11 protein-coding genes are annotated in these 12,299 nt (G+C 43.1%); 2 read left to right on the top strand and 9 right to left on the bottom strand.

The window, feature by feature from the left end:
* Positions 1-16 precede the first annotated feature (16 nt).
* The gene (gene ybaL, locus FE394_RS07990) at positions 17-1,735 is read right to left on the bottom strand and encodes a YbaL family putative K(+) efflux transporter (protein ID WP_319925859.1); all 1,719 of its coding nucleotides are present in this window, start codon (positions 1,733-1,735) and stop codon (positions 17-19) included.
* Between the two features lie 196 nt (positions 1,736-1,931).
* Positions 1,932-3,188, bottom strand: coding sequence for an MFS transporter (locus FE394_RS07995; RefSeq protein WP_319925860.1), 1,257 nt, complete (start codon positions 3,186-3,188; stop codon positions 1,932-1,934).
* 307 nt (positions 3,189-3,495) lie between these two features.
* Here FE394_RS07995 and ushA point away from each other — a divergent pair, with 307 nt between their 5' ends.
* Entirely contained in the window at positions 3,496-5,154 is a 1,659-nt protein-coding gene (gene ushA, locus FE394_RS08000; RefSeq protein WP_319925861.1) for a bifunctional UDP-sugar hydrolase/5'-nucleotidase UshA, read from the top strand.
* A 135-nt stretch (positions 5,155-5,289) separates the two neighbouring features.
* On the opposite strand, the gene FE394_RS08005 is transcribed toward ushA, so the two are convergent.
* From FE394_RS08005 to copA, 5 genes are all read right to left on the bottom strand, one after another.
* Complete coding sequence (locus FE394_RS08005; protein WP_319925862.1) at positions 5,290-5,808, bottom strand: acetyltransferase; 519 nt, start codon at positions 5,806-5,808, stop codon at positions 5,290-5,292.
* 5 nt (positions 5,809-5,813) lie between these two features.
* Positions 5,814-5,981 (bottom strand): hypothetical protein, encoded by a 168-nt coding sequence (locus FE394_RS08010; RefSeq protein ID WP_319925863.1) that lies wholly within the window; start codon positions 5,979-5,981, stop codon positions 5,814-5,816.
* A gap of 161 nt (positions 5,982-6,142) precedes the next feature.
* On the bottom strand, positions 6,143-6,619 hold the full coding sequence (gene ybaK, locus FE394_RS08015) for a Cys-tRNA(Pro)/Cys-tRNA(Cys) deacylase YbaK (RefSeq protein WP_319925864.1): 477 nt from the start codon (positions 6,617-6,619) through the stop codon (positions 6,143-6,145).
* Between the two features lie 34 nt (positions 6,620-6,653).
* On the bottom strand, positions 6,654-7,466 hold the full coding sequence (locus tag FE394_RS08020) for a TraB/GumN family protein (protein ID WP_319925865.1): 813 nt from the start codon (positions 7,464-7,466) through the stop codon (positions 6,654-6,656).
* 156 nt (positions 7,467-7,622) lie between these two features.
* The gene (gene copA / locus FE394_RS08025; RefSeq protein ID WP_319925866.1) at positions 7,623-10,373 is read right to left on the bottom strand and encodes a copper-exporting P-type ATPase CopA; all 2,751 of its coding nucleotides are present in this window, start codon (positions 10,371-10,373) and stop codon (positions 7,623-7,625) included.
* A gap of 75 nt (positions 10,374-10,448) precedes the next feature.
* Here copA and cueR point away from each other — a divergent pair, with 75 nt between their 5' ends.
* On the top strand, positions 10,449-10,859 hold the full coding sequence (cueR, locus tag FE394_RS08030; protein ID WP_319925867.1) for a Cu(I)-responsive transcriptional regulator: 411 nt from the start codon (positions 10,449-10,451) through the stop codon (positions 10,857-10,859).
* Positions 10,860-10,879: 20 nt separating this feature from the next.
* On the opposite strand, the gene FE394_RS08035 is transcribed toward cueR, so the two are convergent.
* Both FE394_RS08035 and FE394_RS08040 read right to left on the bottom strand, forming a co-directional pair.
* Entirely contained in the window at positions 10,880-11,335 is a 456-nt protein-coding gene (locus FE394_RS08035; protein ID WP_319925868.1) for an NfeD family protein, read from the bottom strand.
* 2 nt (positions 11,336-11,337) lie between these two features.
* Entirely contained in the window at positions 11,338-12,267 is a 930-nt protein-coding gene (locus FE394_RS08040; RefSeq protein ID WP_319925869.1) for an SPFH domain-containing protein, read from the bottom strand.
* Positions 12,268-12,299: the final 32 nt, after the last annotated feature.

Genomic DNA, 12,299 nt, shown 5'->3' on the forward strand with positions numbered 1-12,299 from the left:
CTTGAACGACAGTTTGTTATGCTGTTGATGATGGGCTTGCTGATAAAAGTGATGGAGGAGGCTCTATTGGACAAGCTGCCTCATAATGTTCAGGAAGTGCATCAGCCATCGCTCTTGCTATCTCAAGCTCACCAATAATGATTTGGTCAGTTCCACGCTCTGTAATATAGGTGACTTCATCATCATAATGAGCACGTACAATGATACTGATATCTGATCGGGTTTCTCTGGTACTGGCAACAATTTCACCTGCCTCGTAACCATTCGGGAACGTTAAAAATAACGTGCAGGCACAATCGAGTCGTGCCAGCGCCATGATATCTTTATTGGCCGCGTTACCCATCACCGCACTGATCCCCATTTCTCTCAGCTCTTCAAATCGAGCGCGTGTATCTTCAATCACGACTACCGGAAAGTTTCTTTCTTGTAAGTGTTGACAAAGTAAGCGACCGACTCGACCATAACCGACCACAACTGCATGGCCGCAGATATCGACAGGGATCTGGGTTTCTTCTTCCAGCGTTTCTTCAATTAATTGTTCTTCAATGGTTTCTGTTTTTTCCAGATAGCGATCCAGCAAACTGAAGAGGACAGGATTTAACATGATAGAAATGATGGCACCAGCCAGCACAAGATTACGGGCATCCCCGTCCAATAAACCCAGAGCGACACCGAGTCCAGCCAGAATAAAGGCAAATTCACCAATTTGGGCGAGGCTGACAGAAATCGTCAATGCTGTGCGTCTTGAATGACCAAACACCCTGACCAGCAGCATGGCCGCCAGTGATTTGCCAATAATAATGATGGCAAGCGTTCCTAAAATAGCCAAAGGCTGTTGGAACAGAACCATTGGATCAAACAACATGCCGACGGAGACAAAGAAAAGCACTGCGAAAGCATCTCTCAGTGGTAAGGTATCTTGCGCTGCCCGATGGCTTAGTTCTGACTCATTCAGTATCACGCCGGCGAAAAATGCTCCGAGGGCGAATGAAGCATCAAATAGTGTTACAGCTCCGTAAGCAACACCTAATGCGATGGCAAGGACAGCCAGCGTAAATAACTCACGAGAACCTGTACTGGCAGTTTTCGCCAGTAGCCAGGGGATCAGGCGACGCCCGACAAAAACCATCAATAGAATAAAGGCAACAACTTTGCCAATTGTAATGACCAGTCCAAGCAATAATTGACCAATATTGGCGTTTTGACTATCCAGAATGCTTGCAGCGGCGGGGAGTAATACCAACGCCAGAACCATTGCCAGATCTTCAACAATCAACCAGCCAATGGCGATTTGCCCTCTTTGGCTATCAATGAGATGTCGTTCTTCTAATGCTCTGAGCAATACCACTGTACTGGCAGTAGACAAGCACAGGCCAAATACAATGCCACTGAATAGCCCCCAGCCGAGTAGGGCGGATAATCCCATTCCCAATAAAGTTGCGACGGCAATCTGAGCGATAGCACCAGGAATGGCGATGGATTTGACTGCTAACAAATCTTTAAGTGAAAAATGTAGACCGACACCAAACATCAGTAATATCACACCAATTTCTGCAAGCTCAGGGGCCAGAGAAGTATCAGCAACAAAACCGGGAGTAAAAGGACCCGCTAGTACACCGGCTACAAGGTAGCCTACCAGAGGTGAGATCTTCAGGCGCTGCGCAAGCATACCAAGCAGATAGGCGAGAACAAAACCACCAACAATGGTCGTGATCAGAGGTGTCGAATGCTCCATCAAGGCTCCTTCTGGGGTAGAGTATAATAAATTGTATAGTTAGGTGGGTAATAATATATTTTATAAGTAATTAAAAATAACTTGCTGAAAAAATATACTTGGTGATGAAAATGCGAGTGATCTACATAAATGCTATTTTAATGTGATTTTATGTAGATCTTGTCATTATTTACGAATGTTTACAAAGAAGTATTGTTTAATTGTGTTTTTTATATCTCTTTATTTTTATTATTTTTTTTGTTTTATTCTCTATATTTGGCAAGAATATTGTTAAAAGGCCAATGAGTGGTAGAAAAGCACAAACTTGGTAAACTAATTCTATACTGGTTTTATCTGCTACATAGCCGAGAACAGCAGCCCCAACGCCCCCCATACCAAATGCCAGACCGAAGAACAAACCTGCAATCATACCGGTTTTACCGGGGATGAGCTCTTGGGCATAAACTAAGATAGCAGAAAATGCCGACGCTAATATAATGCCGATTATGACTGTCAACGCGCCTGTCCAGAATAGGGATGCATAAGGTAATAATAAGGTAAAAGGAGCAACGCCGAGAATAGAACCCCATATGACATATTTACGGCCTATTTTATCTCCTATCGGCCCTCCAATTAGAGTGCCGGCAGCTACAGAAAACAAAAAGACAAACAGATGGATTTGAGCGTCTTGTACTGACAGGCCAAACTTCTGGATCAAGTAGAAGGTGTAATAGCTACTGATGCTGGCCAGATAAAAATATTTTGAGAAAATGAGCATCAGTAGAATGGCAAAAGAACGTATGATTGTTTTTCGAGGCAGTTTTGGCAGAGAAACGTGAAGTGAAGATTTGGAAGAGCTGATCTTATGCTGCATTTTATACCATTGGCTGACTTGCAATAGGATCACAATTGCCAGCAGTGCCGCAAGAGAAAACCAACCAACGTTTCCTTTGCCATAAGGGGCGATGAAAATAGCTGCCAGTAGCGGTCCGAGTGAACTACCTAAATTTCCCCCGACTTGAAATAAGGATTGTGCCAGCCCATGACGCCCACCGGATGCCATTCGCGCAACTCGTGATGATTCTGGATGAAAAACCGATGAACCGGTCCCAACGAGTGCGGCAGCTATCAATATTACAGGGAAACTTTCGGCATAGGCCAGTAGAAGCAACCCAGATAACGTAAATCCCATGCCAATAGGTAATGAGTAAGGCTGTGGATGTTTATCCGTATACAGACCAATAAGAGGTTGCAGCAGAGATGAGGTTACCTGATAAGCCAGCGTTATCATTCCAATTTGAATGAAATTCAGAGAAAATTCAGATTGCAGCAAGGGATATATCGCAAGGATCAGCGATTGGATCATATCATTCAGCAAATGGGATAAACTGATAGCCCCCAGTATTGAAAAAACAGTCCGGCGTGTTTTTGTTGATGAATCTGGTAAGGGAGTTGTGCTGCTTTGTTCGCTCATGTTAATTCGCTTATCAATGTAGCCTGTAGGTAAATGGCTAATATGGAATTTTTGTTTGATTTTTATACTGTAATACATCTTAGGCTGTTAATAAAATTTTCATGCGTATCAATATAATTTGATAATTATCCCAAAAAGGTGAAAGAAGACATCATTTAATGACATAAGTATGTAATCCTGATCAGAAAAATACGATACACAGTTATATATACCCGATTGATTTCAAGTTGTTGCTTTGTTGTCTGTGCTGCAACCTGAAAGATGACGGATATAACCAACAAAAATTTAAAACACATGGAGATACCCCATGAAATTTTCTTTTAAAGCATCAGTTTGTGCGCTCGCTGTTTCTTTGTTATTGACACCATTAATTGCTGCTGCGTGGGAAAAAGATAAAACCTACGACATTACCATTCTGCATACTAACGATCATCATGGTCACTTCTGGCATAACGATCATGACGAGTATGGTTTAGCAGCCCAAAAAACGGTGGTAGATTCTATTCGCCAAGAAGTTGCCAAGAAAGGCGGCAGCGTATTGTTATTATCTGGTGGCGACATTAACACTGGTGTTCCGGAATCAGACATGCAAGATGCTGAGCCAGATTTTAAGGGAATGAATTTGGTGGGGTATGATGCAATGGCATTGGGGAACCATGAGTTTGATAAGCCTTTGGATGTGTTGTATCAACAGCAAAAATGGGCAAACTTCCCGTTTGTCTCTGCCAATATTTACCAAGCCAGCACGGGCAAGCGTTTATTTAAGCCTTATGTCATGTTTGATAAGCAAGGTATCAAAATTGCTGTTCTTGGCCTGACAACGGATGATACGGCGAAAATAGGTAATCCTGCTAATTTCCCAGATGTTGAGTTTCGTGTGCCTGCTGAAGAAGCAAAAAAAGTCATTGATGAGCTGAAAAAGAACGAAAAACCGGATGTGATTATTGCGGCAACACATATGGGGCACTATAACGATGGTCATCATGGCACCAATGCACCGGGTGACGTTGAAATGGCACGTAGTTTGCCTGCGGGTTATTTAAATATGATTGTGGGGGGACATTCACAAGATCCGGTCTGTATGTCAGCGGAGAATAAAAACTATAAACAAGTAGATTATGTACCGGGAACACCTTGCTCCCCAGATCGCCAAAATGGTACGTGGATTGTTCAGGCTCACGAATGGGGAAAATACGTGGGTCGTGCTGATTTTCAATTTCGTAATGGTGAGCTCAAATTAGTTCATTATCAATTGATTCCGATTAACTTAAAGAAAAAAGTGACAAAAGAAGATGGTAGCTCGGAGCGTGTTTATTATACGCATGAAATTCAGCAGGATCCTGAAATGCTGAAATTGTTAACACCTTACCAAAATAAAGGCGACGAGCAACTCAGTATTCAAGTGGGTACGGTAGATAGCAAACTGGAAGGTGATCGCAGCAAGGTACGTTTTATCCAAACTAACATGGCTCATCTTGTATTAGCTGCCCAGATGGAGCGGACAAACGCAGATTTTGCAGTAATGAGTGGTGGTGGCATTCGTGATTCTATTGAGCCGGGTGATATTACTTACAAAGATGTCCTGAAAGTGCATCCATTTGCCAATCAGCTGGTTTATGTGGATTTTAAGGGCAGCGAAGTTTTGCCTTATTTGACGGCTGTTGCGAAGATGAAACAGGACTCTGGTGCTTACGGACAGTTTTATAACGTTAGCTTCGTGACTGATGGTAAAAATATCAGTGATGTGAAAATTGGTGGTAAGTCACTAGATCCAAATAAAACTTATCGTATGGCAACTCTGAATTTCAATGCGATTGGAGGAGATGGTTATCCACGTGTTGATAATTTGCCTGGTTACGTTGACACAGGTTTCGTCGATGCTGAAGTGCTAAAAGGATATATTGAAAAACATTCTCCATTGAAAGCCTCCGATTATGAGCCGAAAGGTGAAATTGCGCATAAGTGATCACCATAGTTCAATAGACAACTGTTAGCTATCCGTATAAAAAGACCATCTGTAATATAGATGGTCTTTTGCTTATTATCATTTGGGAGTGCTATGCATAATCTAAAATAGAGAGGGTTTAAAGTTAATAGTAATCTAGTTATTAAATAGCATGGTAACTAATGCTTTCTCTTCTCCTTTTATTGGTAATTTTTCAAATCCATGTTTTTCATATAGAGAAATTATTTTTGAATTGTTCTGACATTCTAGAATTGTGACTCTTCCTCCTATTAATTCTTGTGCTTTTTCAATGATAATATTAATGGAAGATAAAATATCATTAAGTGTTATTGGGTTTTCATGTAATGAGAAATTTTTAGCTATTTGGCCAATTAAATAAACTTTTAGCGAAGTTGCGTTCTTACTAATACCATTAATTTTCTTTATTCTTGTCTTTGAAAGAGCGAAATTATTTGTTGGTAGTTCCTTAAATGTTAAAGAGAAATAAGCCAGAATAAAGCCTTCAGTGCCCAAAACCAAGTAGGTTCTTGCCGCATCTGCCTGTTCAAATCTAATTGATTTTAGATGTAAAAATGATTCTATATCACGATCTAATGGGCAAGAAAACGAAAGTAAATATTCTTTTGCTTTGTCATTGCCAAAAATCGTTAGCATTTTCCCTAAGGTAATAATTTTCGTTTTAATATCTCTATAGCCTCTCTCTGTTGTGCCTCAAAATCTATCTCTTCAAAATTTTTCTTTCTTGGTCTTCTATTAGCTTTTCTCAGCATTTTAATGGCCTTTGGATCTGTAATAACAATTTGTCGGAAAAATGATGAGGTGGCCATATTTATCCTCCTTTATTTTATTTGATTAAGTTAATTGGAATGGTAATTAAAGTGTTTTTTTCTATACGGGGAGTATATCTGCATTATTATTTAGCACAAGGCTCTGTTTTGGATAAAACCGAGCCGGCTCGAAAAAAATTAATGGCAATTGCAATGTGTTTTCAGCGTTTAGCAATATCAACAAATGAACAACTAAGTAGTTGGCATAAATCAGAGGGCGCTAATTCAATATCTAAGCCTCGTTTACCAGCAGAGATAAACAGAGTGGGTAAAGTTCGCGCCTGAATATCAATCACAGTGGGAAGGCGCTTTTTCTGTCCCAGTGGGCTAATGCCACCGACTAAATAACCCGTAACCTTTTGTGCTAATTGAGGATCAGCCATGTCTGCTTTCTTGGCCTTGAAGACTTTGGCAATTTTTTTCAAATCGAGTTGCCCGGAGACTGGAGTAACAGCGACTGCAAGATTTTTGGGATCACCATTCAGTGAAACCAGCAGCGTCTTAAAAACCTGTTTGGCATCTAAACCGAGTTTCCTAACCACTTCATCACCGAAATTATGTTCATTGGCATCATGTTCATAAGGATGAAGGTTGAAATTAATTTTTTGCTTTTCCAGCAAGACAATCGCGGGAGTCATATTTTTTCCTATAAAGATGGAACGTGTAAACGTATTATTGTTGTGGATTTACCAACATCTGTCGTAAATTATTTTCTCCATGCAGGTGTAAAGCACCCACAGCAACTAAATATTTTCCCGTTGGTAAGTTATATAGCTGCTCACTCCATTGTCGATTGCGTTCAACCATTAAGGTCTGATAAATCTCTTCGCAGAATGTCATCGGCAATATCTGATCTTGTTGTTCAGATTTATAATTCATCCACCAGCTAATCATAGTCTGTAAAGCTCGGGCGTTGGTATGCCAATGGTTGAGCGTATCTTCCAACAGAGAAAGTCCGTCATTTGGTAAGTCGGTAAGCAAATTGACCTGCGTATTCACACCTTCCAACTCGATAATGGGTTTATTGATGGATTTTGCACTGTTCAGCAATTGGTAATCAATACCATATTGGGGACGTAATCCCAAATATTGGGCTTGGGCCGCCTGTAATATCAATGCAACTTGCCATGATGGCAATGGTTCCAGTAACTCAACAGGATGTTGGAGAATTTGGCAATAATGCTGTAATTGGTCAAAATGTTCAGGGGATAGACGTTGTGATAGCGCAATTTGTTCGGGCAGTTTTCCTTTGAAAGGAGAACCAGTCTGAGTGATATCAGCTTCGACAATCATTGCGTCAGATTGCTCCAGTTGTTCCAGCAGAATCTCAGAGAGCGGGAACATGTTTTCTGTTCCCATATGGATACTGCCAACAATGTGCAATTGTACGCCTTGTCTGGGATTAATATCGAAAGCGGGATAAGGATAATGTCGCTGGGAGTTGAATCCTAATATCTTATTGAAATATGTCATTAATTTCCCCATTTTTCATACTCCAATGACTGGCATTGAAGAGTATGCTAACTCGTTAAGGATTAACAGGAAAGGGGGAAAAGTGCGGATAAAAAGCTAAACATATTTTGTTTAGCTTTTTATCGATGAGAACGTTATAGATTAGAAAGTAATTTTCTGAATACCGTTTCAGGACTTAGGTTTGAAACGCAATAACCGGTTGGCGTTGCTGACGACAGTAATTGAAGATAATGCCATCGCTGCACCTGCAACCACAGGATTCAGTAATGTTCCCGTAAACGGATATAAGATACCTGCGGCAATTGGGATACCTAACGTATTGTAGACAAAAGCGCCAAACAGATTCTGTTTCATATTGCGCAGTGTGCCTTTTGATAATTCAACCGCATCAGCAACACCGTGCAGGCTATGGCGCATCAGAGTAATTGATGCAGTCTCAATGGCGATATCACTGCCACCACCCATTGCGATGCCGACATCGGCTTGCGCTAATGCAGGAGCATCATTAATACCATCGCCGATCATGGCAACTTTTCGTCCTTCTGACTGAAGTGACTGGATAGCTGATGCTTTACCATCTGGTAATACTCCTGCAATCACCTGATCAATGCCAGCTTCTTTAGCAATTGCATTGGCTGTCACGGGATTATCTCCTGTCAGCATGACCAGACGATATCCTTGATGATGTAAACGTTGCAGGGCGGAAACAGTATCTTGGCGTAAGGGATCACGGAGGGAAAACAGCGCTGCGATTTTCCCGTTCGCTGTCAGAATCACGGGCGTTACGCCTTTTTCCGCTTGGGCTGCAATTAAAGGGATTAACTCAGTTGTTTCAATCTGATTTTGCTCAAGTAGTTTTGAGTTACCCAATAACAAAGTGGTATTTCCAATTTCACCCCGTACACCCAACCCTGCCAGGGTACGGAATTGCGCTATTTCTGGCAGTTTTCGATCTCCAACTTTCATCAAGATTGCTTTTGCCAGAGGATGGTTTGAACCATTTTCTAATGCGCCAGCCCATATCAAGACTTCTTCTTCGGTGAATCCGTTAAACGTGTGGATCTCCGTTACCAATGGCATACCTTCGGTTAAGGTCCCTGTTTTGTCGAAGACAATCGTATCCAGTTGGCTGGCGTGTTGCAGGGCATCCGCATCACGTACCAATACTCCTAATTCTGCTGCCCGTCCTACACCGGAAATGATAGACATTGGCGTTGCCAGCCCAAGTGCACAGGGACAGGCGATAATCAATACGGTAGTGATGATCACTAACGCATACATGATTTGTGGATCAGGGCCGATAAAATACCAGATAGCACCGGCAATCAGAGCGATGGCAACAACAACGGGCACAAATATTGATGATATTTTGTCTGCCAATTGACCGATTTCTGGTTTGCTGCTTTGCGCCTGACGTACTAATTTGATGATACGTGAGAGCGTTGTTTGGCTGCCGACTGCATTGGCTTTAAACAATACTGTTCCATCCTGAACGATAGTGCCTGCATGAACGGCATCGCCTGTTGATTTTTGCTGGGGGATCGGTTCGCCCGTTAGCATGGCTTCATCCAACCAGACCGTACCCTGAATAATTTCACCATCGACCGGAACACGATCTCCCGTTGTCAGGCGCAATGTCATACCGGGTTTAACATCGGCCAGTGGCAGTGTTTTCTCACCTTCATCTGTCACCACCCGCGCAGTTGGCGGTGTTAAATCCAATAATCGCTCAAGTGCCTTGGAGGAACGCTGGCGTGCCCGTTGTTCTAACGCATGCCCGAGATTGATTAAACCAATGATCATTGCGCTGGCTTCATAATAAAGATGGCGGGCTTGAGGCGGAAAAATATCAGGCCATAGGTTGACGCTAATGGAATAGAGCCATGCCACACCAGTACCCAGTGCTATGAGTGTGTCCATTGTTGCGCTGCCATTTTTAAGGCTTTGCCACGCATTGCGATAAAAATGCCCACCTGCAAATACCATGACGGCAAGTGTCAGCAGACCAATAGAGAGCCAAATAGCATGATTTGCAGGCGTAAGTACCATATTATCGCCTATCATTCCCCAGACCATGACAGGCACGCCAACTACTAAGGCAAGAGCTGACTGCCAACGGAAACGGCGCATATTGGCTTGTGCAACTTGCTGCTGGCGTTCACGACGCTCTGTTTCATCCTGAATGATTTCTGCTCCATAACCTGCCTTGATAACGGCTTCAATTAAGGCATTGGAGGATGCATTGCCAGTCACTAAGGCGCTCCGTTCTGCGAGATTGACTCTGGCATTTTCCACCCCATCAACGGATTGCAATGCTTTTTGTACCTTGCTGACACAACTGGCACAGCTCATACCATCCAACAGAAGCTGAACACTGTCATCAATAGTGTCATCAATAGCATTGCTTACCGGAGAAGAAGAGGGAGAGGAAGAAGGAGAAGAAGAAGTTGCCGCTGCCAAAGACTCCGGAATTTGTGAGGCAGATATTGTCAGCGGCTCAGTTTTTGGGAAATCTTCTCCCGTTGCTAATTCAGCGTGATACCCGACTTGTTCGACGGCCTTAATTAGCTCGCTGCTTTCTGCCTGACCATAGATTTTTGCGGTTTGGGTATCGACTTGCGCAGCAATGACACCTTCTATGGATTCTAATGCTTTTTGTGTTTTATTTGCGCATTTCATGCAGCTCAAACCTGACAACCGCAATTCAGTATCAGGCTGTATGGCGACAGAAGCCTGATAATCTTCGGCAACAATGGCTGCAATTAATACATCAGATGAAACATCGCCGGTAACTTTGGCATAATGCAGATTCACATTAACCTGTTCGACACCGGATATTTTTTCCAGTACTTTTTTGACGCTGCCGACACAATGCATACAAGTTAAGCCTTGAAGTGCAAGAATGATGGTTGTGGACATGACAATCTCTCCTGATACAGAGTGGTATATCATTAAGGCTAAACCTTCCTGCAAGGGGAAGGTCAAGGGGAAATTATGAATATCAGTGAAATTGCCCAAAAGACCGGTTTAACCAGCAAAGCAATCCGGTTTTATGAAGAAAAAGACCTGATCACTGCGCCGGAGCGGGGTGATAACGGCTATCGCTATTATCAGCAAAAGCATATTGATGAACTGATGCTTTTACGTCAGGCGAAAGAAGTGGGATTTACGCTGGAAGAATGTCGCGAGTTATTGCGGTTATTCCGCAATCCCAGCCGTCACAGCGCAGATGTAAAAACAGCGACGCTGCAAAAAGTGGCGGAAATAGACAAAGCGATTGTGGATTTGCAAAAGATAAAGGAAAAATTGCTGACATTGGCGGCTGAATGTCCGGGAGATGATAGGGCAGATTGCCCCATCATTGAGCATTTATCTGGATCTGGCTGCTGTAAGCATCATGGTTAACGCATTATGGCTAATTATGGCTAATGAGGAAGAGGCCTCACCTTCAATGTGATCCCATCGACGGCGATGATTTCAACCTCGGTATTGGCTGAAAGTTCCCGGTCACAATGAACGCGCCAACTGCCATCAGCCAGTTTGACTCGTCCGAACCCGTTTTCAGTATCGGTGATTAAACGGGTACGCAGACCAATCAACTGGTGGTTTTTCTGATTAAGAATTTTATCACTAGTCTGACGTGGGCGATGGCGTAGCCAGCTACGCCATGCAAGAACAGAAAGCAAAGTCAGAACAGCAAACAGCATACCTTGCAGTTCCCAGCCCATATTAGGGAAGATCCATGTGAGCAGGGAAACAACGATAGCGGCTGTTCCTGTCCACAACAGATATCCTCCTGTTCCCAGCAATTCTGCAATCAGAAGCAGCCCACCAAAACAGAGCCAGAACCAAGCTGGCTGTGTGGCGATCTGTTCAATCATGGTTATTTATCCTGTTTGCTCTTTTTGCTTTCGCCGATGAGCTCAGCAATACCGCCAATAGCCCCCATTAAATTGCTGGCCTCCAGTGGCATCATAATCACTTTGCTATTATTTGCTGCACCAATGTTGGTGAGGGCATCAGTATATTTTTGGGCAATGAAATAGTTAATCGCCTGCATATCACCATCGGCAATCGCATCAGACACCATTTTAGTTGCGCGGGCTTCTGCTTCTGCGGCACGTTCACGGGCTTCTGCTTGCAGGAAGGCTGACTGACGCTCACCCTCTGCTTTCAGAATTTGTGACTGTTTGTCTCCTTCCGCTCTCAGAATAGCAGCCTGACGGATACCCTCTGCTTCAAGGATATCTGCACGTTTGGTACGTTCTGCCTTCATCTGAGCGTTCATCGCAGAGATCAATTCCTTAGGCGGACGCACGTCACGGATCTCAATACGCGTGATCTTGACTCCCCACGGGTTGGTTGCTTCATCAACGATAGTCAGCAGACGGCTATTGATGGAGTCACGTTGAGAAAGCATTTCGTCCAGTTCCATTGAACCCAGTACGGTACGGAAGTTGGTCATGGTCAGGTTGATGATGGACAATTCCAGATTACTGACTTCATAGGCAGCACGTACAGGATCGACAACCTGAATAAAGCAGACGGCATCAATGGTTACGTTGGCGTTATCCCGGGAAATGACTTCCTGCGACGGGATATCCAGAACCTGCTCCATCATGTTGATTTTACGTCCTATTCTATCAACGAATGGCATGATGATATTCAAGCCGGGGGTTAATGTGCGGGTATAGCGCCCAAAGCGTTCAACAGTCCATTGATAACCTTGCGGAACGGTTTTTACACAGGTAAAAACGATAACCACAGCAATAATGATCAGGATAGGTACAGCACCAAAAGAAAATAAATCCATAACAATTCCCTTATTAGTCAATTATGGAATGC

The sequence above is a fragment of the Xenorhabdus littoralis genome (genome assembly GCF_033949345.1).
GTDB lineage: Bacteria > Pseudomonadota > Gammaproteobacteria > Enterobacterales > Enterobacteriaceae > Xenorhabdus > Xenorhabdus littoralis.

What these genes read in the sequence shown, in the direction of transcription:
- ushA (WP_319925861.1), top strand. Translation starts at nt 3,496, where the DNA reads ATGAAATTTTCTTTTAAAGCATCAGTTTGTGCGCTCGCTGTTTCTTTG.
- FE394_RS08005 (WP_319925862.1), bottom strand. Translation starts at nt 5,808, where the DNA reads ATGCTAACGATTTTTGGCAATGACAAAGCAAAAGAATATTTACTTTCG.
- FE394_RS08040 (WP_319925869.1), bottom strand. Translation starts at nt 12,267, where the DNA reads ATGGATTTATTTTCTTTTGGTGCTGTACCTATCCTGATCATTATTGCT.
- FE394_RS07995 (WP_319925860.1), bottom strand. Translation starts at nt 3,188, where the DNA reads ATGAGCGAACAAAGCAGCACAACTCCCTTACCAGATTCATCAACAAAA.
- ybaL (WP_319925859.1), bottom strand. Translation starts at nt 1,735, where the DNA reads ATGGAGCATTCGACACCTCTGATCACGACCATTGTTGGTGGTTTTGTT.
- copA (WP_319925866.1), bottom strand. Translation starts at nt 10,373, where the DNA reads ATGTCCACAACCATCATTCTTGCACTTCAAGGCTTAACTTGTATGCAT.
- cueR (WP_319925867.1), top strand. Translation starts at nt 10,449, where the DNA reads ATGAATATCAGTGAAATTGCCCAAAAGACCGGTTTAACCAGCAAAGCA.
- FE394_RS08010 (WP_319925863.1), bottom strand. Translation starts at nt 5,981, where the DNA reads ATGGCCACCTCATCATTTTTCCGACAAATTGTTATTACAGATCCAAAG.
- FE394_RS08035 (WP_319925868.1), bottom strand. Translation starts at nt 11,335, where the DNA reads ATGATTGAACAGATCGCCACACAGCCAGCTTGGTTCTGGCTCTGTTTT.
- ybaK (WP_319925864.1), bottom strand. Translation starts at nt 6,619, where the DNA reads ATGACTCCCGCGATTGTCTTGCTGGAAAAGCAAAAAATTAATTTCAAC.
- FE394_RS08020 (WP_319925865.1), bottom strand. Translation starts at nt 7,466, where the DNA reads ATGGGGAAATTAATGACATATTTCAATAAGATATTAGGATTCAACTCC.